The sequence below is a fragment of the Sphingobium agrisoli genome (assembly GCF_041877245.1).
In the GTDB taxonomy this organism is placed as follows: Bacteria; Pseudomonadota; Alphaproteobacteria; order Sphingomonadales; family Sphingomonadaceae; genus Sphingobium.
On sequence record NZ_JBHDJI010000006.1, the window covers coordinates 209,174 to 234,079 of the forward strand.

Genomic DNA, 24,906 nt, shown 5'->3' on the forward strand with positions numbered 1-24,906 from the left:
CGCGCCCCCTCAGCGGTCCGGACAGTCGGCCGGGCGTGGCGTTTGCTTGCAGCGATCCGCCTCCCCGCCGCCGGCATAGCCCTGCACATCGACGAAAATCTGCACCCGCTGCTCGTTGTTCTGGCCCGCCGTCGCCGCTTGCGCCGCTTCGGTCGCGGCGGCGGAGGCGGCGTTGGACGCCGCTACCGCGCCTGCATCCACTACGGGCGAGGAGACAACGCCGATCGAGGAACCACCGACCTGGAAGTTGTCGGCATTGGCTACCGCTGCCGCCGCGACGAACAGATTGCCCGCGACGCGCACACCCGCGTCGCCCGCGTCCACCGTGCCGCGCGGCGCGATCAGGAACACGTCGGGCGGCGTGATACCCACGCCCGGCGAGAAGGCGGCGATGCCCGCGCCCGACACACCGCCAACCGCATCGACCTGGCTGAAGGCATTTTCGTCGATCCGCACGACCACCGGCGGGAAGCTCGCCGCGCTCTTCGGACCCTGGCCGGCGTTCAGGTCGCCATTGGAGGACCAGAGCGTGATGTCGCCACCGCCCTGGGTGAAGAGGCGGCTCTGGTTTAGCAGCAGGCTGCCGTCGGTGAAGCTGAGCACCCGGCCGCCGCGCAGGGTGATGATGCCTTCATAGCCTGTCGGGATCGCCGATATGGTCGACGGACTCGCCTGGCTGAAGCCCAGCAGCGGATTGTCATTGGCGCCAAGGCCGATGGCGCGGTCGCCCGAATAGAGCCGGGTGCCGTCATAGGTGCGACGCGCCGCCTGGTCGGAGGTGCGAACGGTCGAACCGGCGAGGATACGCCCGCCCGGCCCCAGCAGCGCCACATCGCCGCCGCGCGCGGTCTGGATGGTGGCAAGACGCAGGTCGAGATTGCCGGTTAGCACCGTGCCGGACGCCCCCGCTTCCCCGCCCTCCAGATTATTCTTGGTATAGCCGAGGTCCGGCGCGAAGAGCATGTTCACCGCCCGATAGCCACGGCTATATTGGAGATAGGAGGGGCCGTCGGGCCGTGAGGTCATCTCCAGCTCGTTGAAATAAACATCTTTGAGCAGGAAGCTGCGCTGGCGGAGATCAGGCAGGGTAACGAAGGCGTCGTAAGCCTGCTGCGCGGTGACATTGGTCGAGCCATAGGTCTGCGTCAGCAGGTCGGCGGCATTCGCCTTCATCCACGCGACCAGCAGCGGGCTGTAGATGGGCCGGGTGCGGTCGGCGATCAGATTGCCGTTCACATCCTCCAGCTGCACGAACAGATCGTCCGGCAGGGCGTCGATCCTGGCCGGATTGAGATAAGTGTCGCGCAGCGCGGCATAGTCCGCGCCCTTGGCGACGCCGAACAGGACGGTCAGGTCCGCGCCCGCCTCGGGCAGCGCCGGGTTCCATTCATTGCCCAGCGACAGGATGCCGCCGCCCACCGACAGGCTGCCGTAAAAGTCGATCTCTCCATTCTTCATGCGGCTGGGATCGACCACGGCGGAATTGAGGAACGGTCCTGCGTCGCGGCCCGCCTCCAGGATGAAGGAGCCCGGCCCGCCGATCACAAAACTATTGCCCTGAAGCGCGGGCAGCGGATCGCCGAATGTCCCACCGGGCAGGAAGGCGCGGGTCAGCTGGGTCGTGGCGACGATGTCGCGTCCGGCGGTCACTCGGGTAATGTCGCTGCTGCTGATATTCTGGCTGAACAGCATCATGTTGATGATGTCGCGCCCAGCGCTGATCCGCGCCTGCTTCGGCAGCGAAAGGATGAGGTCGAGCGCGTCGCCGCCCGCCGCGATCCGTACCGGCTCCGCATCGTTCAAATGGGTGATCGCGCTGTTGTGCAGCGCCGCCCGCTCGGCCGAGCTTGTGTCGGGCAGGACGACGGGGAAGTTGAAATCCTGACCTGCGACGCGGATCGACGGCTCGATCACGCTGTAGGCCGAGAAATAACCCGGTAACTGGCCGGGATCGCGATCCTCCATGGTGATGGTCGCGGTCGTGATGTCGCCGCCAGCGAACAGGCGAAGCTGGCCTGTGCTGCTGGGGAAGAGATTGATCGAGCGCGCCCCGCCCGGCAAGCTGCGGTCGGCGTTCAGCACCAGATCGCCGGTCAGCGACGCGAAATTGACCGTCGCGGGATAGACGGCCGTCTCCGGCTCACCAGTGCGGCCGGTGACAACGCTGATGCCACGGTCAGCTATGCTGATGCGGCCATTGGCGGTCAGGTCGATCGCCGAAGCCGCTGAATAGAAGCCGAAACTGTTAAGGACGCTTGTGGGGTTGGCGCCATCGCCCCGTGCCCCGAGCGCGGCGATGCCCTGAAGCGTGGCTGATCCGCCCACGTCGAACCGGATCCGCGCGTCGCTCACTCGAACACGCAGCAGATTGCCGAGCAAGTCGCCGGTCGGCACCGCGCTGAGCGCGCTGCCGGTGCGGATCGACCCGGCGATCGCCAGTGCGCCTTCGCCATGCGCCAGATCGATCGTGCCGCCGGCGAGATCACCGCCGGTATTGACCGAAAGATTGCCGCTGCCCCAGGTGACGAGCGTTTTTACCGCCGCGCCGCTGCCGCTGGTCGCATCGGCCGTCGTGACGCTGGACAGAGCCGACAGGGTCAGGTCGGTAATGTCCCCGCCAGCGCCGAGGTCGATCGACCCGCCGCCAAGCGCGCCGACACCGGAGGTGAAGAGCTGTGGATTGACCCGCAGATTGACCGTTGTGCCCACCGACCCGATGCGCCAGGGCTGGTCGCTCGCGCCGATGAAGGAGAAGCCGGCGCTGGTCGCGCGCGCTTCGTTGAACACGTCGCGCCGGCCAAGGACGCTGCCGCCCGCCCCGATCGACAGGTCGCCGCCACCGGTCAGATAGACCGGGTCGGTCACCACCAGTCCTGCAAGCGCGCTCTGGTCGCCCCGGCCATAGCGGAAAGCGGCGGTTTCGATATCGCTCGGCGCTGTCGCAAGATAGGCGGTCGGATCGACCTGATAGGCAACGCCGGTCGTCATGTCGGTGGCCGTCGTCGCTCGGCTGTCGGCCAGACGCCCCAGCGTATAAACCGCCGTTCCGCCATTCTGATAGGCGGTCGCGCCGACGCGCGTCGTCGTGACTGCGCCATTGGTCAGATCAACATCGCCCGATGCGGCGATGGCGATATCGCCCGTCCCGGTGCGGACCAGCGACCGGACCGTCGCGGTAATCACATTTTGCGGCGTCCCGTCGCTGACCAGGCCGGTCGTCGGGTCGAGCACCAGTGCAGTCAGGTCCGCTTCGATCGATGCGAAGAACTGCTCGGCGACGGCCGCGCTGGTGCTGACGGCCGTGGGATTGGTCGCCGCCCCGTCATAACGGTAGGTGCCGGCCGGGCGGGTGCGGAAGAAGGCGATGGCGCGCGCCTTGAGGAAATTGGTAATCGCACCGAAGCGGCCGGCGGTCAGGTTGATAGTAGAATAGCCGGTCGCGCGCGGACGACGCGGATCATTGTCGCGCGTGACGAATTCGTCGAGCTGATAGGTGAAGCCGCCGTTGCTGAGCAGCACCTCGTCGGCGACCGACCCTCCCGATCGTCCGCCATAGCTATACTGGCGCTGCCCTTCCACCGAGACCGAGCCGGAAGTGGCGAAATCGGTACGGAGCGGATCGATCGACGGCGCATTGCTCTTGCCGCCGCTCGAAAGGTCGGCCCCGCCGACGAAGGCGTAGCTCCAGGAGGAGGCGAAGCTGCCGTCAGACAGAATTGGGAAAAGGCTGGCGGAACCAAGTGGATCGCCCGCGCCATCGGTGCCCGCGCCCAGCGCCGCCGCGCCGTTCGCCAGCGGGTTGAACGGCATATCGTTGGGAAGCGGCCGGGCCGGCGTCGCGCCGCCAGTGCTGGCCGCTGTGATGCCGCTGAAATTGACCAGCGCACGCAGGAACTGGGTCGAATTGGTGAAGTTTACCACGCCGCGACAGCTTTGCGGACCGAAGCAGCTGAAAGGCACGACCACCTGACGCCCGCCACCGCCGCCGCCCAGGACCGTGCCCAGATAATCGGGGTCACTCTGGTCATAGAAGGTGAAGGTGCCGTCGCTGATCGATCCGGCGATGGTGAGGTCACCGCCCGCACGCAGCGTCAGCGCGCCCGCCGCGCCATGGATGCTGCCGCCCACCCGGTAGAGGAAGTTGGCATGATTTTCGAGCAACTCAGCCTCGCGGCCCGGATTGACGACAAGCTTGCCCGTCAGTTCGGCCGAGTTGCGGAGCACGCCGGCAGCGAGCGCCCCGTCGACGTCGATGTCGGCGGCAGCAAAGTTCCAGTTCGAGCGTAGGCGAATATCGCCGTCATAGCCGAGTTCCACGCCCGGCCGCGCGACGAAGGCGGGATCAGCGGCGAGGCCGCCGAGCGCGGCATAGGCGGTGGAAATATCGAAGCCCTGGATGAAATCGGATAAGGTGCCGGCACCGCGACCGGACAGGAAATTGACCGCCCCGCCGGCTGTCTGCGCCGTGTCGAGCACTGCCGCGCCGTTGCTGATCGTGACGCCGGTAAAGCCGCTGTCGGCCGCGACCGCGCCCAAATCCCAGCGCTTATAGGCTTCGACCGCCACGCCCCGCGCGCCGGTCACCGTCCCGCCAAAGACGATGTTGACGCTGTCCGGTCCATCCTGTTCGATGATCGGCGCGCGCAAGGTCAGCGTGCCGCCCTGGTCGCTGTCGACATAGCTGAACAATGTCTCGCCGTTGCGGATCACCGGTACCAGCCGATTGCCGGTGCGAAGCGCGCGCAGATCGATCTGCGCGCCGCTTGCGACGTTCACCGCGCCGTCGCCATCGGTGCCAAGGATGATGTCGCCAGCGCTCGCCTGCCGGGAGTCGGTCGCGGCATAGCCGTCGGCGCTGGCGTCGATCCGCGCGCTTGCGCCAAGGCGCACGCCGCTGCGGCCGTAAAGCGACACATCGCCACCATTGACGCCCGATGTGTCGATCGTGCCGTCGATGGCGACCCGGCCATCCTCCGCAGCCAGCAGCAGGCTGGTCGCTGCCAGTCGCCGTCCGCTACCGAGTATGAGGTCGCCCGCGCCGACCCTGATGTCGATTGCGCCGGTAAAGCCCTTTGGCGCGGCGGCGAAAGCGTCGAAATCGAAGCCGCCCCCGCTGTCGATGCCGAGCGATCCGCCGCCGGCCGGAGCCGCGCCGTTGATTGCGCCGCCAAGCGTCACGAGCCCCGCCGCGCGCAGCGTCAGGCTGCCCGCGCGGCCCTGCGCGCCGCCCACGTCGAGCAGCGTGCCCGCGCCCGTCACGACGTCGCCGGTCAGGCTGGTGAGCGAAAGGCGACCACCGCCGGCCGAGACGAAATAGGGATCGGCGTCGTCGCCAAACTGTTTGGCGTAGGACGGCGCTTCCAGGATAGCCCCGTCGCCCACGCTGATGCTGCCGCTCGCCTTGACGTCGAGCAGCCCGGCCGTTGCGCGCAGCCGCGCGCCGCTGATGTTGATCGAGCCCGCGCTGAGCGCCAGCTTTGCGCCGGGCGTGCCGTCCGGCAGGGCGGCGCCTGCCGCGCCGTCGATACGCAGAGCGCCGGTCGTGGCGATGCCGAGCGAGGGCAGCGTCGCTTCCACCCCCGGCAGCAAGGTGATGGCCGCATCGGCGATATAGGGAGCAGTGATGGCAATGTCGGCCGCGCCGGCATTAAGGCCGCCGACGCCATCGAAGCGGATGCCCTCGCTCGCGCGGATCGTCAGCGATCGGCCAAAACCGTCGAGCCCGACCGTACCCGACCCGAAGCTGAGGCTCCCCGTCTCTATGGTCAGCGCGCCCTCGCCACAGAGGGTGGTGCAAAGCGCGGCGGCGCCGCTGCTGTTGGCGATCCGCAGCGCGCTGGCCCTGAGGGTGACATCGGCGTCAACACCGCCCAGCGTGCCGAAGCCCGCCGCGTCGAAGGTCACCGCGCCGAAGCTGTAACTAGTGCCGCCGCTGCCCGTCGATTCGAACCGGATCGCGCCGGGCGAGCGGAAGGTAAGCCGGTCGGCGGCGGCAAAGGCGGCACGCAGGCCCGGCGTGATGACAAGCCCGCTTAGGCCGTCAGCGGACGCCGCGAAGCTAATTTGCGCGGCGTCGAGCGCGAGATTGTCCGCGCCGATCCGCGCATCGGGATCGATGCCGACTTCGCCGGCCGAGCTGATGAGCACGGACGTGGCGGTAAGGCTTGCCGCGCCAACTGCGATGGTCGGCGTTGCGGCGACGGCATCGCGCTTGATACGCGTCACCAGCCGCTCCGGCCCGCTCGCGAGGCGCAGGAACGCCCCCTGGCCGGTCATGCCGTCGGCCGATCCGTCGATCAGATAATCGCTGGTCGAGGCGTCGCTTAAAGTGCCGCTTGCGGTCACGACCGCGCCGTCGGCGACGGTCAGGGCCGATCCGCTGCCGTCCGTCGCGAACAGCAGTTCGGGCGCGCGGAGCACATGAGTGGCGTCATTCTCGATGGAAATGCTGCTGGCGCGGATCGCCAGCGATGTGACGCCGTCTCTGCCCTGCGTTCGGATGCCGCCGATCAGCAAGCTTTCGACGCCGAGCCCGGTCAGCCCGTCTGCCGTCAACTGGATGGGACCGCCATTGCCGGCATCGTCGCTCAGTTGCGAGACGATACGGAAGGCCTGGCCGCTGATGTCCGCCTGCGCGCCGCGTCCGCCGCTGCCCGCCTGGGTGGAAAGCGACGCTTCGAGCACCAGCTTGGCGATCGGCTCCAGCACGATCCGCCCGGCATCGAGCGGCGAGCGCGGCAACGCCAGCCCGTCGCGGGTCGCGCGATCGTTGAAGGTCTTGGTCGCCGACGTCGTGACGATGTTGGAATATTGGCGGAATGTTGTTGATGTCTGGACCGAAAAGGTCCGTAGCGTCGATTCGCGCTGTCCGGTGGCCGCTGACCCGAAATAGCCGGTAACGATCTGCGATCCGTCGAGCAGCGATTCGGTGCCGCCGGCGACGGCCTGCATCCCGGTCTGCTCGACGACACGGAGGCCGCCCGGCAGGATCGCATATTTGGCCGGCAGCAGCGTGTACCAGCCGGGCGTCAGGCCGCTGACGCTGTCGAAATAGACGCTCTGCCCCACGGCCGACGCGCCGTAAAGATCGGCATAGTCGGCGCCGTAGATCGGATCGAAAGCCGCCGCCGCATCGGCGCTGAGGCCCGGCACGATCGCATAAACCTGCCGCCCGTCGGGATAGGCCAACCCGTCATTGCCGCTGAACGGGTCGGCGTTGAAACGGTCCAGCACATCGCGCGAGCCGCCGGTGCCGGGGACGAATTCATAGGCGAAGACGTCACCGCCGCCGCTGATGTCGACGCCGGCGCCCGCGCTCACCGTCACGTCGGTGCCGGCGAGCTTCAGCGTGCCCACCGGCGCGGCGGTCAGCGGATTGGTGCTGGTCGGGCTGAAATAATATTCGATCTGGTCGGTGGTGGTGCCGTAGGGAATGGACAGCCCCTTGGCCGAGACCGAGGTGGTGCTGCCCGGATCGAGCGTGACCGAGCTGGTCGCCGGCGCGAACCAGCCCTCGCCCGCCGACACGAAGCCGCTGCCCCCGACCAACGCGCTGGTCGATCCAAGCGTCAACGTGCCGAGCGGGGCATAGAGCGCGCCGCCCTGCTCGATCGTCGCGGCCTGGACCAGCAGATTGGAGCCGGCCGAATAAGGCGTCCTCGCCGATGTGCCGGCGGCGCGGCCGAAGCGAATCAACCCGTCCTCGGCGGTCGAGGCGATCAGGAAGGACGAGCCAGTGGTCGCATAAGTGCGGGCCGAATTGAGCGTCAGGTCGCCGTTCACGACCAGCTGCCCCAGCAGCGAACTGCTCACCGAGCTGTCGAGACCAAGGCTGAGTTCGATCGGCACCGCGCCGCTCAGCCGGAGATCGCCGCTGCTCTCGAGCGTCACGTTGCCGATGCTGCGGTCGAACAGCACCGCGCCGCGCAGGTCGAAGGCGCTGGCCGAAAAGCGCGCGCTGGCCGTGCCCGCCGTTCCGACATTCGGATCGACCATTTGCTGCAACAGGCTGGAAAAGCCGATGAAGGGCGCCGTGATCGACAGGTCGCCGGTCGCGGACACCACCGGCAGATAGGGGGTGAAGTCGGTGTCATCGCCCGTAAAGGGACGCGATTCGAGGAAAAAGCCCCGCCCCAGCGTCAGCGCCACATTGCCCTGGCCCGCCAGCGACCCATAGGCGATCATCGTGTCGAAGCCGGAGGCCGAGATCTGGTCAGCGGCGATCTGCCCCGCCGAAGTTACGTCGGCGGTCGATTGCACCAGCGTCGGATCGACAAAGCTCAGCGTGCCGCCGCGCGCCACCGCCGCGCCGCCACGGGCATTGATGGCCGCGCCGTTGATCGTGCCGCCCCCGCCGATCGCCAGCGTCCCGCCCGCGCTCCACACCGGCTGATCCACGTAGCGATTGGCGCTGTTAACGATTTCATAGGTGTCGCTGACGCCGGACAGGTCGATATTGGCGCCCTGGCCTGCATCGATCGCGCGGGCGATCCGCACCGTGTCGAGGGTAATGAGATCGCTCGCATAGACGCCTTCGCCCAGCAACGGCCGGTCGAAGGCTGCGCCGGCGTTGATCAGGGTCGTCGCGGTGGTGAGCGTCCCGCCATCGATGATCTTGCCGGCAGCGCGAATCCCGCTGGTGCCGGCGATGAACGGCGCGCGCGGATTGCGGATGCTCGCGCCCGACAGGTCGATGGTGCTGCCGGCCGACAGGCGCACGCCTTCGCCTTGGTCCAGCAGACCGGTCAGGTAGAGCGGGCGGAGCGCTAGTTCGGCGTTGGTCAGCACTCGCCCGGCATCGGTGGCGCCCGCCGCGTTCAGCGCGGCTTCGTCGAAACTGCCGTCTGCATTGGCGGTGAAGAAGTCGGACAGGCTGCGTCCGCCGAGCGCGCCGGCATAGAGCGAGGGCAGCGCTTCCGACTGGGTGAGGCTGCCGCCGACCAGGCGGATGCTGCCCTCGTTCCACAATTTGGAAATCGTGAGCGCCGATCCGGCGTCGCCGGCGATGCGGCCGCCTTGTTCGACATGCAGTTCGGTGAGCCCGCCCAGCGTCAGCCTGACCCCCAGCCGGTCATAAGCGTTGCCAGGCACCTGCGGCGTCAGCACCGAATAGAGATCGCCCCCGGTCGTCAGGCTCATGAGCGCGAACTGCGAGTCGGTGGTGAGAATTGGGTTGAAGCGGCTCTGTGTCAGGCGCAGCGTCTCGCCCGCACCGATCGTCAGCGTCTGGGTCGCCAGCAGCGCATTATAGCCGCCAAGGCCATTGTTGAACCGGTTCTCGATCAGCGCCGTGCCGTAGGAGGTGATGGCGTAATCGGCAAAGCCGGTCTTTTCGAAAAAGTCGAGCGACAGCCGCGTGCCGCTGTCCACCGCGCCCTCGCCTAGCGAAATGGCAGGCGTTTCCAGCGAGAAGGTGCCGCCGCCGGCAAAGCCATGGGCCTTGATCGCGCCGTCGGCGATGGTCACGCGCGCGGTGATCGCGCCGGGGTTGGCGGCGGCGTCGATCGCGGGATGGTTGGTCACGCGGATGCCGGGCACATTGCCGTCGGTTTCCAGGCCGATGATCGGGACCGGCGAAATCTGGAAATAGCTGGTCTGGTTGACGAGGCTGATGTCGCCGCCGCGCGCGCTGGTATCGACCCGCCCATCAACCGCGACATAGCCACCGCCAGACACGTCGAGCAGAGCGCCGTCGTTGATGAGGATGCTGCCCGAAATATCTGTGCGCGCCGAATCGTCGCCGGGGATCGCCACAGCCACGCGCGGCGCGACGCGCAGGCTGATCGAACCGCCGTCCAGATAGGCCGCGCCATCGATGAGGCCGCTATTGCCATAGTCATTGGCCCAGCGCCCCCGCGTGGACAGTGTGCCGTTGATCGCGATGTCGAAGCTGCCGGCGGCCGGCAGGTCGTCGGCGAACGCCGACCCTTCGGTAATCTGAAGCGTCCGCAGATCGATGCGGCCTCCAAGCGCCGTGAGGCTGCCGTCCACTGTGATCGCGCGCCCTGCGATCCCGGTGAATGCGCCGCCATCCGCGAGGGTCAGGTCCGCTCCACTAGCGATGCTGATCCCGCCCGACGTCTGAAGCGTCACATTGCTGAGCCCGGCGTCATTGATGAGGCCGGCGGACAGCTTAATCCGATCACGCCGTCCCTCGGCCAGCAGGCTGTCGCTGTCGCGGGCTGGAATGACCAATCCGCCGCTTTCGTCGAAGGCGAACGACTGGCCGAAGCTGAGATCGGCTGGCACCGCCTCGATCGCCGCCGCGCGGGTGACGACGATGTCGCCCGCGCCGGTCAGCACGTCGTCGGTGAAGCGCGACAGTCCCTGGACGTTGAGATAGCCCGAGGCTGGCAGTTCGGAAGGCGCACCCTGGAGCGTGCGGGTGTCGCCATAGACGCTGGAGATCGCCGTGCCGACATCGGCACTCGCGCGCTGCAATGCACCGGCATAGGCCTGCGCGCTCAGCGTGCCATCGAAGGCGATGGCCGATCCTTTGAGCGTCAGCGACCCCGCATCGCGACCCTCACTATAGGCGGCCTGTGCGCGGGTGCCGAGCAGTACGGGGTTGGCATAGGTCGTCGAAAGGCCGAAGCGCGGCTGGCTTTCGGTGAAGCCTTCCAGCACGCCAATATAATCGCCGTTCGGGTTTGCCGCGCCGATATCTACGATCTGGCCGGATCGGGTGACGAGGCGGGTGGTCTGCACCGATCCGCCTTCGTAGCGCACCCAGCCGCCGCTAATGTCGATCTTTGCGCCCGCCTTTACGATGATGTCCGATGCGTTCGCGGCCGTCCCGCCGCCAAAGCCGGCCACCCCCAGCGTGACATTGCCGCCGCTGGTCATCAGCTCGGACGCGGTCACGCCGACCTGCGCGTAATAGCTTGCCGCTTCGATCAGTGGCGACCCAATCCAGCGCACGCCATCCTCGCGCACGCCCGACAGGCGGGGATCGACCAGCACCGTCGTACCGTTCAGAAATTCCGCACGGTAGAGCGGCGTGTCCCGCAGTTCGTTGCCCTTGACCGGCGAGATGCGGATGAGATTGCGGCTGGCGGGGACGACATAGTCCTTGACCCCGCCGACATCGATCGTCGCGCCGCTGTCCATGAATACCCGCGAACGCAGCGCACCCGCATCATCAACCAGGAGGCCGTCGACGCCCGAGGAAGCGCCGATCGTTACGTCCGCGCTCGGCGCGAGAAGGAGGCTACCGCCGCCGATCTCGATCCGGGAGGTCGCGCTGCCGATCGTGATCTGCGACGTCTTGAAGCTGGAGACCGAATCGGCCGACTGGGGAATGGTCTCGCCACCGCTGTCGGGATTGAGCAGGATGAGGCTGCCGGGATCGAGCCTTATGTCGCCAGCCGAAATGCCGATATAGCCATTGCGCGCGACACTGGTGCTGGACTGAAGGATGCCGCCTTGCAGCACCGCGCCGGTTTCCGATGCGCCGAGCGAGACATAGCCGCGAGGGGCGTTCAGGATGCCGCTGTTGGTCACATAATCAGGCGCGTCGCCGGTCACGGCCTGGCTGCTGGCAATCAGCCCGCGGACGAACGGATTGATGCTGGTGCTCGTCCCTTCCGACCGGTCGAGGAAGAAGCGACGGCCCGATTGTAGCGTGACCTGTCCGTTGGGCGATGTCAGCGTGCCGGCATTGGTGACGGTTGGGGCGAGCGCGAGGATGAAGCCCGAGTCGCCACTCGTGATCTGCGCACCCCGGTCGATACGGATGCCGCCCTCGGTGCCGATCGCGTTAGCCATCGGCGAGAAGCTGTATGCCGACGTCCGCTCGATCGCTGATGCTTGGTCGCGAAAGCCAAGCAGGCCATAGCTGAGGAATTCCTGATTGCGCTGCGCCAGCGTCAGGGCGCGGCTGGTTGATCCCTGGAGCGCGGTGGCACGGCCGATCTCCATGCTCGACACGAGCAGCGAGTGGGTGTTGACCTGGGCGCTCGCGCCGAACATCACGCCCGCCTGATTGAGGATCAGGACGGTGCCGTCGGCCTTGATCGATCCCAATATCCGGGTCGGATCGATCGCCGCGCCGGTGCGCTGGCCGGTCGCGGGGTCGATTTCCCCGACGATGCGGTTCAGCGCCACCCAGTCCTTCTGCGCGACGCCATTCTCCTTCTGACTGAAGGTGAGCGTGGTGTTCGCCCCGACGTTGAAGCTTTCCCAGGACAGGATCGCGCGCTTGGTGGTCTGGGTGACGACGATATCGCTCTTACCGCCTGACACGGTTTCGACGGGGGCGAGCGCGCCCTCCCATGTCTGATTGCCGGTCAGGTCAGCGGCGGCGCGCACCACCCTGGGCACGGGCATCAGCCCGCCCTTGACCAGGCCGTTGGGCACTGCGCCCGCCACTGCCGCGCGGGCGGCGGCCTGCGCCTGCTGGGCGAGGTTGAGCTGCGCGGCGGCCTTCGCCTGATTGGCTTGCGCCGCGGCCAGCGCCTGCTGCTGCGCGGCGGCCAGCGGGCCGGCGCTGGTCGGGCGCTGTGGCACCGGCGAGGGTATTGGAGCGCGCACGCCGGCCGCGCCGCGCAGGGCGCCGACCTGGGCGATCGCCGGCATCGCCACGCACATCCCCGCCAGGCTCACCCCGATCAGCAAGCCCGTACGGCGGCGGTTGCGACTGTCCAGCATCATGCCCTTGTTCACCCTGTTTCGATTGGCTCTGCGCGCGGCTTAGAAGGCCGCGACCAGATCGATCTGCAGCACGTCGATGGCGAGCGGATTGCCATAGATTTCATTGGCGCTGAGATAGCGGCCAGTAATGCGCAGATTATCGAACAGCATGTAGTTGCCGGTCACGATATAGCCCTGCGCGTTGGTGCCACCCAAGTGGAAGTCGCTGTCGGCTAGGCTGTCGAGCACCGCGTCGGGCTCGATCCGCTTATAGCCCAGGCCCAGGCTCCATTCGCCACCCTTGCGAAGCCCCTGGCTGCCGACCCAGCCCTGCACCATCCATGCGGTGTCGCCGCTGTCATAGCGGGCGAGCAGCGGCCCGCCATTGACCGAAGTGCTGTCCTTAAGCGCGGTGCATGGGTTGAAGTTCAGCACATTGGTCCGCCCGCCGGTGGTCGCCGGGACCGAGACGGTCACGCCGGTCACATTGGTCAGGGGAATGCCAAAAGGCTGGTTGGCGCAGATGTCCTTGCGGTCGAAGGCGAGGTTCTTCACATAGCTGCCGTTGATGGAGACGCGGATGTCTTCGCTGACATTGGCGTAAAGCTGGCCGGTAACCTCCAGGACATTATAGTCACCGACCAAGCCGACATACTGCGGCTTGGGATAGAAATTGGGGTTGCTCGGATCCGCGACGATCTGGCGCAGATACATGAGCGTATTGCCGCGGGTGACGAATGCCGGGCGGGTATAGTCGGTCGAGCAATCGACCTGCCCGACATAGGCAAGGCAGGGCTCGGAAACCTGGCCGCGCACCTTGAAGAAGTCGAAATAGCCGACGCCAAGCTTCGCGCCGAAATCCTCGGCATTCCAGGCCAGCCGCGCCTGACCGCCGAAAATCCATTTGGACGGTGCGTCGGTCTTGTCGAAGGCAGTGACCGGGTCATCGTCGCCCAGTTGCTCGAACGGGAATGCGCCGCCGGTGACGGCAAGGTTGAGGCCCGAACCAAAGCGCTCGCCGCTGTCGAGTGTCACGGCCACGCCGTCAAAATTCACGTCTTCGTCGAAAATGAGATCGCTGACGCCGAAGCGCGAAGGATCGCGGCTGCCCGCCAGCAGCGCGTTGGTGAGGGTGGTATTGGTGCGCTGCCCGCCGCTGACGAAGGGATTGGGCATACGACCGAAGGTGACCGTGGCGAAATCGGTCGGGCTGACGGCAATGAACGCCTGATCGAGCCAGATGTCCTTCTTGCCGAAGCCGCCGCCGAGCAGGCTGGTGGTCGATACCGGGCCATTGTCCTGCCCGCTGGCTAGGCGGATGCCCGCGCGCACGCCGGGGACCAGATCGGCTTCGATGCCGAGGCGCGCCCGGATCGACAACTGGCTGATCCGGTCCTCCCGCGTGTTAAGAAGCGGCAGGGTGTTGGCGTCAGCGGTTTCCTGATAGTCGGTCGGCCCGTTGATATTGAACCGCTGGAAGTCGATGAAGTCGTTTGCGTTCGTACGGGCGAACAGGTTGGATTGGCTGCGGAAGCGCACATCACCGGTGATCTTCACGCGGCGCACCCAGTCTGGGACATTGCCCGGCGTCGCCCAGCCTTCGGTCTTGGCCTGCGCCAGAACTTCCTGCCGCACCTCGTCGCGAATTTGGTCCTTCACCACCTGCGGCACATAGGGGACGCGCACCGCGCCATCAGCCGGCGGGGGCGGCGGCGCGGCGGCAGCGAGCTTCGCCTGAGCCGTCTGCGCCTCGTTCTCCGCCTGCGCCAGGAGCGCGTCGCCTGCCGCCTGCGTGATGACCTTCTGCTCGACCAGCAGGCGGATGAGGTTGACCATTGCATTAGGCGAGGGATGCTGCGCCTGCGCGGGCGATGCCAGCGCCAACAGCGCGGCCATCGTGCCAGTGCACGTCAGCTTTAGCGCGATTTTTCCGTTCGGCAGGCTCTTCATGTCCGTCCCTCTTTTCGCGGCGCGCGGGCGCCGCCTCCCTTAGCTTCTGGTGCCGCGCACGACGGTGCGCTGCGGAAATTGGATGGTCGGCTGCGGCGCGCGGAGCGATGCGACGTTGCGGAGCGAAGCGATCACCTTCTGGTCGAGCGCATTGTCCCCCGTACCGTCGACCGCCTCGGCGCGGGTGACGCGGCCATTGGCGTCGACCCAGATCAGCACCGTCATGGTGAAGCGCTCGCGGTTGATCGCCTTGTCTCGCCGCAGCGCATTCTGCAGCGCGCTACTCAGATATTGGCGGTAGAATGTGTCGCTGATCCCGCCCCCGCCGCCGGTGCCGCGCCCGCAATTGGGGCCGACGCAGGTTCCGGTGCTGCCGGGGCTCCCCATGCCGCCGCCACTGCCCGCCTGCATCCCGAAAGCGTCAGACCCGGCGGAGGCGGGCGCGTTGATGCTCATGGGCGCGGGCGCTTGCGGCGTCGGATCGGGCGCGGGTGAAGGCGTCGGATCGGGCGTCGGCGCTTCGGTCGGCTCGGGCGGCTTGATCTCGTCGGGCGGTGGCGGGGGCGGCGGAGGGGGTGGCGGCAGCAGATCGACCGTCGGCGCGTTCTGCGGCGGCCGGGCGACCCCGGTGCGGTTGTCCATGCCCGACCAGACCCACAGGCCCAGCGCGACGAACAGCGACAGCACCGCCACCGGCACCGCGAATTTGCGGAGGCCCGGGCCTTCCCCTTCGGTCCTGTCTGCCTGGCTCACCATCTGGCTCGTCCCGCCCCCGCGCCGACCGTCAGTTCTGCTTGCCGGTAGCGAGGCCGACCTTGTTCAGCTCCAGCGTGCGGAGCAGGTCGAGCACCTCCATGACCTTGGCATATTGCACCACCTGATCGCCCTTCAGAACGATCGGCACGTCGGGATTGGTCGCCTTCTCGGTACGCAGCCGCGCTTCCAGCTCGGCCAGAGTCACCGGATAGGCGTCCATGAAAATCTGGCCCTGATCGTTCACGGTAATCGCGATCGTCTTGGGCTTGGCGAGGTTTGCCGCGCTGCTCGCCTTCGGCAGATCGACCTTGATCCCCTGCACGCTGGCCGTTGTCATGATGATGAAGATCACCAGCAGCACGAAGGTGAGGTCCACCATCGGCGTGATGTTGATCTCGTTATAGGCTTTGCGTCCGCCACCGACATCCATGATGCGTCTCCTTATGCCGTGCGCTTATTCGGCGGCCTGCGGCAGGTCGCCCGACAGGGGCTGCTGCGGTGGGTTCATATGATGATGGGTTTCGGCGAGGCGGGTAATCAGCCGGTCGACGAACACGCGCATCTCGTTGGCGATCGTCACCACCTGCGCGTTCAGATAGTTATAGCCGAACAGCGACGGGATCGCGACGCCAAGGCCCGCGACGGTCGCCAGCAACGCGGCGGCGATGCCCGGCGCGATTGCGTTGATGTTGACGTCGCCGGCGGCGGCCACCTCGCCGAACACCAGCATTACGCCCAGCACCGTGCCCAGCAGCCCGATGAACGGCCCTCCAGAAATCGCGATGGTCAGCAGCACCATCCATTTGTCGAGCTTCTCGTTCTGGAACACCTGTTCGGCGTCGACCGAGGCCCGCATCGCCTCGATCGTCTCGGCGGACAGCCCCTTTTTCTTGATCTGCATCCCCTTGCGATGCTCAAGCTCCTCCATGCCGACATCGTAGAGCGCCTTGAGCGGGGCTTTCTCGATCAGCGCGCGCTCCTTGGCGTCGATGCCCTCGATCCGGTCGAAGGGCACCAGATCGTCAAGCCGGCGAAAGCGCTTCATGAACGCGGCGTTGGCCTTCATGGCGAGGCGTAGATAGGCGGACTTGGCGTACATCACCCAGATGGCAATCACGAGCATGACCATCAGGATCGCGATGACGACCCAGGCGTCGAACGGCGTGTTCTGGACAATGGTGAGCATCGGGCTGTGCCCGCCGCCCTGCTTCTCGTCCGCGCCGAAGGTCACAAGCTTGTCGCCCGGCCCCTCATTCTTCGCGTCGACCAGGATCGCGCCGGGCGAGCGGCCGACCTTGGAAATCCGCACCTCGTCCATTTCGCCGACGAAGCCGGCGCCGAGCGCAATCGGCCCGGCCTGCGCCGGCAGCGCGGCCGAAGCAGCGCCAGCCTCCACCCCGTTGACGTAAAGGCGGACCGTCTTTCCGTCCGCCGCGAGCGCGAGATGCGACCAGTCGCCCTGCTTGAGCGCAGCATTCGCCCTAAGCTGGGCGCCGCCCGCGACGACAGTCGGAACGCCCGCCATCAGCGCGATGGTGAGGCCGCCACGACCGTAGATGGTGGCCTGTTCCGGCAGCTGATCGGGCTTGACCCAGGCGGAGAAGGTGAAGCCGCTGCCGGCCGGGATCGCCAGCGATGGCGAATCCGCGATGGTCAGCGGCACATTGCCGGGGAAGCGCCCGCCGCGGGCGATGATTGCCGCGTCATTGACGCCGGCGGGCGCGGCCTGGCTGTTATTCTTGTTCGCCGTGGCGTCGCTCACCGGCTGGCCGGGATTGTCGCTGAAATGATAGACGGCGGCATAATCGGCGTCGAACGACCCGGCGATGTCCTGCCCAACCGGCGCATTCTTGTTGCCGTAATAAAGGTGGATGTCCTGCTTCTCGCCGCCATTAAGGTTCGGCACGCTGACCCAGATGATCGCGATCTGGTTCTGCGCGTCATATTTTTCGATGTGAAAGGGTAGCGGCGTCTTGTCGTCGGCGGCGGTGAAGCGCAAGTCGGCGCCATTGTCCAGACTGTCGGAAAAGCCGAAATTGCCGCTGTGCAGCCGTACCAGCACCAGACTGCGGCCGACCGCGCCCGGCACATTCATGCCCGACGCCGTAGTGTCCAGCGTTACGACCTTGCGATAAGGCCAATCCTTTTCCCACCAGCCGCCTTCGGCCATGGCCGGCGCGGCCACCGCCATGCTCAGCATCAATGCTGCAAGCCAGGATCCAATACGCATCGTCTCTGCTCCCCCGGTGCGTCCGCCAGAACGCGCCATCAATATTCCGCTTTCACACTGAAGGTGGCGAAGGGCGCATTGCCCCGCACCGACATTTCGATCGGCCAGCCCAGAACCGCCTCGCCGCTCAGATATTTGAAGAATTGAAAGCGCGTGCCGATACCCGCGCTGAACAAGTTGAAGCTGTCGTTGGCGCCGCTCGCGGGATCGCGCACGCGGATGTAAGCGGCGTCGGTGAAGCCGTAGAAGCGCCATTCATCGACAAATCCGCCCAGCCATTTGCCGAGCGAGGGCGTCCGCAGTTCGATCGTCCCGTTGAGGCCGTCGTCGCCCACCGCTTCCGACTGATAATAGCCCCGCACCGACGACAGGCCGCCGGCGGCAAACTGCTCGTTGGAAATGAGCGGGCTGTCCGCCAGCTGGCCCGACAGGCGCAGGAAGACCGCGATGTCGTTCTTGAACACATGGGTATAGTCGGCGTCCAGATTGAAATGGACGAAGTTGGGCCGTGCATCCAGGCTGCCGCGCTTGTTGCCGAACACCGGATAGGATTGACCATTGATGTCGATCACATCCTTGCCGAAGCCGCGCAGGCCCGCGGTCACGCTCGCGCTGGCGTTAAGCGTATCGGCGTCGCCTACAAAGCCCACCGTGTAGGAGGCAACGCCCGCGACATAATCGATCGGCGTGCGGATCTGCTCAGCCACGTCGGGGATCGTGATGGTTTCTTTGAAATTCTTGTAATCGAAGCCGAAATTCGCCGATCCGAACCAGCCCTTGGCCTCGAACGGCGTGGTGATAATGCCACGCAGGCCCACCGCATAGCCATCGCCCAACACGTTTGTGCCGCCCAGCGAGGCAATATTGCTGTTCGACTTGTAGCCATAGAGCAGCATCGACCAGCGGCTATTCTCGAACGGGGCGAGATAGGATCCGGAATAGACCTCCAGATTCTTCTTGTTCTGCGGCGCGACCAGATAAGTCGCCGTCAACTGATGACCAACGCCCCAGAGGTCGGTGTGGCGGAGGCTGCCGAGCAGGCGCAGCGGACGTGTGCCCTGGCTGTAATCATTGCTGAGTTGGACCGTCGCGTGCAGCGGCAGGCTGTCCTCGACATTCAGCTCGACGTTGATCGTGCCCGGCGTTTCACCCGGCTCGATCAGCGGCGTCACCTGGCGATTGGGGAAGCGGTTGGCCTCCTTGAGTTCCGCTTCTGTCTGGGTGAGGTTAGGCGACTGGCCGGGCCGGAGCGAAGGGAAGCGACGCTGAATATCCTGCGCGCTCGCATGTTTGGCGCCGGTGATCTTGATCTCGCCCAGCTTCGCCTCGGTCACCTGAAGCGCCAGAACGCCGGAAGTCAGCCCCTGCTCGGCGACCTGAACCACGACCGACTGATAGCCCTTGGCATGATAGGCTTTTTCAAGCGCGGCGCGGGCGGATTCGATGTCGGCGGGACTGCGGCCAGGGCCGAGATAGGGATAGACGGCCCGCTCGATCGCGTCCTGGTTCAGCAGGCTGTTGCCCAGCACGTCATAAGCCATGATGTCGAAGCTGTCGGAGGTTACAGGCGCGGCAGCCGCCGTTTCCGACTCCTGTTGCGCTGTAACGACCGAATCGCCCGCCTGCGGCATCGCCGCCACCAGCACGATGGTGCTAAGCCCCGCCAGTAACGGCATAAAACCCCAATACCAAAAGCCAGCGAACCGGCACCCCACTGCGCCCGTTGCAAGACGCGCGGTTTGATTAGGAGCCAAATGCTATAGTTTTAAGACAATTTACCGCAGCCGCAAAAATCCCTGTTTTCATTGTATTTACAAGGTTCTCGACCGCGTTCATCGGAATTTTGACATAAAAGTTTCATCAATAGGGCGTCATGTCGTCATCGATTCGTCGGGGGACGGCCATGAAGCATATGCGGACAAGAATCGGAGCAGCCCGATATGCGCGCCCGCTTGCCCTGCTGGCTGTCGCGCTCATATCGGGCCGGGTGGAGGCGGTATTGCCGCCATCCCTGATCACCGCGCCGTCGTCCGCTGATGCAGTGACCCCGGAAACCGAGCAGACCTGTCTCACGACAGCCATCTATTATGAAAGCGCACACGAGCCCCAAGCCGGGCAGGAGGCGGTCGCGCGCGTCATCCTGAATCGCACGCGCCAACGCTCCTATCCCGCGTCTGTTTGCGGCGTCGTATGGCAGGGCCATGCGCGCGCCACCGGCTGCCAGTTCAGCTTCACCTGCGACGGTTCGCTGCGCCGCCGGCCTGTCGCAGATCTTTGGGACAGGGCGGAGCAGGTCGCGCGAAGGATGCTGGCGCTCGATCAGCCTGTGCCAGTCGCCGAGGCGGAACCTCTCCTAAACTATCATGCCGACTATGTGGCTCCCGCCTGGAGGCTGGGGTTGATACGCAAGGAGAAGATTGGCCGGCACATCTTCTACGCGCGCAAAATACCGGGCGATACAAGGACGCGCACTGCGTTCGCGCTCGCCGCAGCTAAGCCTACCGTTGCCGAACCCAGCATCTGGGGTATCAAGCTGAGCGCTGCAGCCGCTTCGGCACACTGACGATATTGCGAAGGCGACGCACAGACGCCATCTTTCTGCATCATAGTCGCGGGCAAGCAGCCGCAGGGAAAGTGCAGGTCGCTCATTTCCAGGGAAGCATTTCATGGAGACGGTTCTGAGGCTCAGCATGAAGGCAGAGCGCTGGCCGCCGCCGTCTGTAGATCTAGCACCTGCCCACCGCCATGCTTCAAAAGCAATCGGCCACGTCTTGAGCAACGCGCCGACGCCCAGGGCTGCGCTGACCGGACGGGGCAAACGTTCATACCCTGCCCGGCCAGCGGCCTCTTCAGAAGAAGAAGCGCAATCCTGCCGTAATCGAGGTGCTATCGTAATCCGTTCTCAGGACGGAATCCAATGTTCCGGTGCTGAAGTTATAGCGTTCGACATTATGCTTCCCGACATGCAGATATCGCGCATCTGCCGTCAATTCGAAATTCTTTACGACCTCGAACGAGACGCCACCGATCGCCTGCAGCGCGACCTTGCCCGTGGCGTTGGTCGGGATCTGGATCCTGGGACCAGCCGCGGCGACATTATATTCGATGTCGTAGTCGATGCTGGCCGCCCCGGCACCGCCGCCGACTGTAAAGCGGATACGGTCCCATATCTTGGGCGTGTCATATGCGACGTTCAGCATGGTGGTCGTCACCGATTTGCGGCCGCTGAGCAGGTCGCGCTGCACGCCGTTCAGCGTGAGCCTGCGAATGTCGTTCTTGCCAGCGCTTAATTCCGCTTCGGTCCGAATGCGGCCCCAGTTCGCGTCGGCCACGACGACACCGATCATCGCGCCGCCGACCAGCCCGTCCTTGGTCGGGGTTTGGATGACGCGCGGTGCCCCGGCGATATTCGCGCCTTCGAAGGTCTGCCCCTCGCCCAGGCGGTCTCCAATGAACAGACCGCCATAGATATTGGCATCTTTGGCCGACGCTTGGGTCGGGATGGCTGACATGAGGGCGAGGACAGGCAGGAAAATTAAAGCGCGTTTCATGATTGCTCCCTTTGGTGATCAACGCCCGGACCCATGTCCCAAGGCGGATCTGACGACCGATTTCCTCGGCACATCAGGCGGATGGCATTGCGCAGCCGACGCTTTCATCTTGATCACAAGAATGCGGTATCAAAGCTACCGATGTAGGTTGCGGGGGGTGACACGCAGACGCGTATGCGTAGGCGGTAGAGCGCATGTCATCCATGGACTGAGGACAAGATGTTGAATATTACCAGGAGCTGGGAGCTGACCTCATCCTGATCTGACTGCGCAGGGCGATGCCATCGCCAGCATCTGCCGCCTCGATGCGCGCCGGATTCAAGACTCTGATAGTCTTGCGACATCCGTAACGGACGACGCATGCGGTCGAAACCATTCTGCAGTCTCGGCCTAGCAGACGTCCGACTATGGCTAGGCAAGCAAATCCGACCCTGTTCGACAAGCTGGTGGCAGACCTGTCTCTGGACGGATTGCGTAATGACGCCAGCGGCCTGTCCGCGCTCGGACGGTCCGATCTGCGATATCATAACATCCCCTGCCTCGAACGATTCAACGAAGCTGCTTTGCGATCGACCGTCCTTCGTGAACTTAACTGGTTGTTGAACACCACCTGTTTTCAAGCCGGGCAGGATCTGACCGACCTGCCCGAAGTGGCGACATCGGTGCTCAATTTCGGGCTGGGCGACCTATCTGGCAAGCTGCTCCATCGGCAGGGCGTGGAGAGCCGGGCGCGGGAGATGCGCCGCGCAGTGCAGCATTTCGAACCGCGAGTGGCGCGCGCCAGCGTGACCGTGGAGCCGGAGATCGCGCAAGATCGGCCCAACGTGATTTCCTTCACCATTCGGGGCGACATTTCCCAGGCGCTCGACGCCATGAACATGGAAGTGCGCACCGACGTGGAGGTCGATACGGGCGCTGTTGCGGTGACGGGGCTGTAATGGATCACCGCCTTCTCAAAATCTACAACGACGAACTCGTCTATCTGCGGGAATCGGCGCGTGAATTTGGGATCGAGCATGCCGCTGTGGCAGGCCGGCTAGGCCTCGACGCACCGGGCGATCCCGACCCCCATGTCGAGCGTTTGCTGGAAGGCGTCGCTTTCCTGAGCGCTCGGGTCCGCCTGAAGTTGCAGGATCAGTTTCCCGCCTTCACCCAACAGTTGCTGAGCGCGCTTCAGCCCCATTACGTCTCCCCCACGCCTGCCATGTGCATCGCCGCGTTCGAGCCGCGCGAGGATGGTGCGGCGCTGGGTAAGGGTGTCGAAATCGCGCGTGGCACGATGGCCGACGCAACTGCCGATGATGATGTCGGATCGCATGTCGCTTTTCGGACCGCGCACCCCGTCACGCTCTGGCCAATCCAGATCGCGGAAGTGGAATATCTGGCGACCCGCGCAAGCCTGGGTGCTTATGGCTTGGCGCAGCCTGATGCAGAGGCGGGGCTGCGCATCCGGTTCCGCGCGACCGGGGGCGCCAGCCTGAAGGCGCTGTCGCCGACCATGGTGCCTGTCTATCTGGACGGCGTCGAAGCGCTGCCGGGCGAATTATATCGACAGATCATCGGCGATTGCCTGGCGGTCGTATCGCTGCCGTCCGGCGCGGCGCAACCGGTCGCGACGCGCCTACCCCTGCCCGAACAGATCGGGTTTGATGACGATGAGGCGCTGCTGCCGGCTGATGCGCGATCCTTCCGGGGCTATCGCCTGCTCGCCGAATATTTCACCATGCCACAGCGCTTCCACTTCGTCGGGCTGCGCGGCCTGGACCGGGCCTTCGCGCAATGTGACGACATGTGCGACGTGATCCTGCTCTTCCGGCGCACGGTGCCAACGATCGCGGGCGCGCTGACCACGGACAATTTCCGTCTATTCTCCACGCCCCTTATCAACCTGTTCGAAAAACAGATCGATCGCGTGCCGGTCAGCGCCTTCGACCAGGAGTGGCAGGTCATAGGCGATCGCGCCCGGCCGCTTGATTTCGAGATATTCCGGCTGCTTGACGTCACGGCCCATGGCGGCGAACGCGGCGGCGGGCAAACGGTCGCGCCGCTGTTTGGTTATGCCCAGCTTTTCTATGACTGGAACCAAGCGCTTTTCTACGATGTGCGGCTGAAGCCCCGCCGTCTGTCGACGCGGGAGCAGCGGAGCCGCCGCCGCACCGACTATCTCGGCACGGAAAGCTGGATCAGCTTGACCGCGCCGGGCGATGCTGTCCGGCTGGAGGATGTCCGGGAACTGGCGATCCGCGCGCTCGTCACCAACCGCGAACTGGCCTATCGGCTGCGGTTGGACGGCGTCACCGATCTGCGGTTGCAGAATGCGCCGGTGCGCGCGATCCGGCTACTGCATATGCCGACGCGCCCCCGCCCGCCGCGTGGGATCGGCGATGCCGCCTGGCGCGTGATCGCGCATCTCACGCCCAATTATACCTCGTTCGTCAGCGAATGCGGTAGTCCCGACGCGCTGCGCCAGCATCTCGCGCTGTATGCGCATGTCGATGAACCAGGCCCGCGCAGACAGATTGACGGCCTGCTGTCGATAAAGGGCGAACCGGTCATGCGGCGCGCGCCTGGCCGCGTGCGCACGGGTTTCGTCACCGGCGAGCATCTTCGCATCCAGCTCGACGATGCAAGTTTCGACAATGGCCGCATGTTCCTGTTCTCGGCCGTGCTTGAGCAGTTTCTGGCCGAATTCGCGACCGTCAACAGCTTCACCGAAGCGGCCTTCGACAGCGTCCATGAAGGACGCTTTGTCCAGTGGCCCGCCCGCCTCAGCCGACGCCGTCCGATATGAGCTTCCTGCGACAGGCGGGCGGCAATGCCCACCGCTTCGCGCCGTTCGCGCTGCTGCGGGCGCTGGAGGCGCGGATGCAGGACCGTCCGCGCATCGGCGAGGCACGGTTGCCCGGTCAGAATGTGGCGGACCTCAGCCAGCCGCCGATGCTCGCCTTTCCTGCCGCATCGGTCCATGCGCTGGCGGCGAAGGATGGTCGCGTCCATGTCGAAGGCCATTGGCTCGGGCTGACGGGGCCGATGGGGCCGATGCCGCTGCATCTGAGCGAATTTGCGTCTTACGAACGCCGCTATTCGGCCAGCCAGCCCTATGGCGATTTTCTTGACCTGGTTTCAGGCCGGATGTTGCAGCTCTTTTACCGCGCCTGGGCCAGCGGCAATCCGGCTGCCAATGCCGACCGCCCGCGCGACGATCGCTTCGCGGGGATGCTCGCCGACCTGACAGGCGCCTATATGGGCGTGCCGGAAGAAGCGGTCTTCCCTAAGGCTGCCCGGCTCCGCTACGCCGCGCTCTATGCCTCGCCGCGCAGCGCCGTCGGGATCGAGGATGCGCTGAGCGACCTGCTGCGCGCCACCGTCAGGATCACCGAATTCGTGCCGCGCTGGCGTTCCATCGAGCCGGATGACCGTTCGCGCCTGGGCCGGTCCTTTGCCGGACTAGGCAGCGATGCCGTCGCGGGCACGCAGGTGGAGGTGGCGGACGCGGCGTTTCGCGTCACGATCCTGCTCGCATCATTCCGCGATTATCAGGCTCTTCTGCCTGGTTCCAAGCGCTTCGCTGTCCTGAACGAGGCGCTGGGCGCCTTCGCCCCAGCCCGGCTGGACTGGGAAATAGAATTGGCCGTGATGGAGGCGGAGGCGCCGCCTGCGGGGCTGGGCGGTCAGACGCGGCTGGGCTGGACCAGTTGGCTCGCGCCTGACGCCGCCGTCCCTCGCCTGCGCAAGGACGCCCGCATCGGGCGGGCGCAATCGCGCCGCTACGCATCTGTGAGGTAAAAC

The 24,906-nt window shown here is 65.6% G+C and carries 11 protein-coding genes; 4 read left to right on the forward strand and 7 right to left on the reverse strand.

The genetic code is table 11. From position 1 onward, the window contains the following. Positions 1-9 precede the first annotated feature (9 nt). Genes ACETPF_RS12155 through ACETPF_RS12180 form a run of 6 tightly spaced genes read right to left on the reverse strand, consistent with a single transcriptional unit; the run spans position 10 to position 19,242 of the window. Positions 10-12,651 carry a filamentous hemagglutinin family protein gene (locus tag ACETPF_RS12155; RefSeq protein WP_373934747.1) on the reverse strand — a complete coding sequence of 4,214 codons (12,642 nt, stop codon included), beginning with the start codon at positions 12,649-12,651 and terminating at the stop codon, positions 10-12. Positions 12,652-12,690: 39 nt separating this feature from the next. Beyond that, positions 12,691-14,580 (reverse strand): putative porin, encoded by a 1,890-nt coding sequence (locus ACETPF_RS12160; protein WP_373934748.1) that lies wholly within the window; start codon positions 14,578-14,580, stop codon positions 12,691-12,693. Between the two features lie 39 nt (positions 14,581-14,619). Further along, the gene (locus ACETPF_RS12165) at positions 14,620-15,336 is read right to left on the reverse strand and encodes an energy transducer TonB family protein (RefSeq protein WP_373934749.1); all 717 of its coding nucleotides are present in this window, start codon (positions 15,334-15,336) and stop codon (positions 14,620-14,622) included. 28 nt (positions 15,337-15,364) lie between these two features. Continuing rightward, positions 15,365-15,766, reverse strand: coding sequence for an ExbD/TolR family protein (locus ACETPF_RS12170; protein ID WP_328281275.1), 402 nt, complete (start codon positions 15,764-15,766; stop codon positions 15,365-15,367). Between the two features lie 24 nt (positions 15,767-15,790). After that, positions 15,791-17,566: a DUF2341 domain-containing protein gene (locus ACETPF_RS12175; protein WP_373934750.1), complete on the reverse strand. Its 1,776-nt coding sequence runs from the start codon at positions 17,564-17,566 to the stop codon at positions 15,791-15,793. A 38-nt stretch (positions 17,567-17,604) separates the two neighbouring features. Beyond that, complete coding sequence (locus tag ACETPF_RS12180; protein ID WP_373934751.1) at positions 17,605-19,242, reverse strand: ShlB/FhaC/HecB family hemolysin secretion/activation protein; 1,638 nt, start codon at positions 19,240-19,242, stop codon at positions 17,605-17,607. Positions 19,243-19,553: 311 nt separating this feature from the next. Here ACETPF_RS12180 and ACETPF_RS12185 point away from each other — a divergent pair, with 311 nt between their 5' ends. Continuing rightward, positions 19,554-20,129, forward strand: coding sequence for a cell wall hydrolase (locus tag ACETPF_RS12185; RefSeq protein ID WP_373934752.1), 576 nt, complete (start codon positions 19,554-19,556; stop codon positions 20,127-20,129). Between the two features lie 286 nt (positions 20,130-20,415). Here the strand turns inward: ACETPF_RS12185 and ACETPF_RS12190 are convergent, their stop codons facing one another. Further along, positions 20,416-21,117 carry an outer membrane protein gene (locus tag ACETPF_RS12190; protein WP_373934753.1) on the reverse strand — a complete coding sequence of 234 codons (702 nt, stop codon included), beginning with the start codon at positions 21,115-21,117 and terminating at the stop codon, positions 20,416-20,418. 407 nt (positions 21,118-21,524) lie between these two features. Between ACETPF_RS12190 and tssE the strand changes: the two genes are divergently transcribed. From tssE to tssG, 3 genes are read left to right on the forward strand one after another with little or no spacing between them, the layout of a single operon-like run. Continuing rightward, positions 21,525-22,055: a type VI secretion system baseplate subunit TssE gene (gene tssE / locus ACETPF_RS12195; protein ID WP_373934754.1), complete on the forward strand. Its 531-nt coding sequence runs from the start codon at positions 21,525-21,527 to the stop codon at positions 22,053-22,055. Continuing rightward, positions 22,055-23,908, forward strand: a complete 1,854-nt coding sequence (gene tssF / locus ACETPF_RS12200) for a type VI secretion system baseplate subunit TssF (protein ID WP_373934755.1) — start codon at positions 22,055-22,057, stop codon at positions 23,906-23,908. Before tssE ends, tssF begins: the two co-directional genes overlap by 1 nt. Then, entirely contained in the window at positions 23,872-24,903 is a 1,032-nt protein-coding gene (gene tssG / locus ACETPF_RS12205) for a type VI secretion system baseplate subunit TssG (protein ID WP_373934756.1), read from the forward strand. Before tssF ends, tssG begins: the two co-directional genes overlap by 37 nt. The last annotated feature ends 3 nt before the right edge of the window (positions 24,904-24,906 follow it).

Excerpts from the sequence above, each read along its gene's own strand:
- ACETPF_RS12190 (WP_373934753.1), bottom strand. The coding sequence starts at position 21,117 with ATGAAACGCGCTTTAATTTTCCTGCCTGTCCTCGCCCTCATGTCAGCC.
- ACETPF_RS12175 (WP_373934750.1), bottom strand. The coding sequence starts at position 17,566 with ATGCGTATTGGATCCTGGCTTGCAGCATTGATGCTGAGCATGGCGGTG.
- ACETPF_RS12165 (WP_373934749.1), bottom strand. The coding sequence starts at position 15,336 with ATGGTGAGCCAGGCAGACAGGACCGAAGGGGAAGGCCCGGGCCTCCGC.
- ACETPF_RS12160 (WP_373934748.1), bottom strand. The coding sequence starts at position 14,580 with ATGAAGAGCCTGCCGAACGGAAAAATCGCGCTAAAGCTGACGTGCACT.
- ACETPF_RS12180 (WP_373934751.1), bottom strand. The coding sequence starts at position 19,242 with ATGCCGTTACTGGCGGGGCTTAGCACCATCGTGCTGGTGGCGGCGATG.
- tssF (WP_373934755.1), top strand. The coding sequence starts at position 22,055 with ATGGATCACCGCCTTCTCAAAATCTACAACGACGAACTCGTCTATCTG.
- ACETPF_RS12155 (WP_373934747.1), bottom strand. The coding sequence starts at position 12,651 with ATGATGCTGGACAGTCGCAACCGCCGCCGTACGGGCTTGCTGATCGGG.
- ACETPF_RS12170 (WP_328281275.1), bottom strand. The coding sequence starts at position 15,766 with ATGGATGTCGGTGGCGGACGCAAAGCCTATAACGAGATCAACATCACG.
- tssE (WP_373934754.1), top strand. The coding sequence starts at position 21,525 with ATGGCTAGGCAAGCAAATCCGACCCTGTTCGACAAGCTGGTGGCAGAC.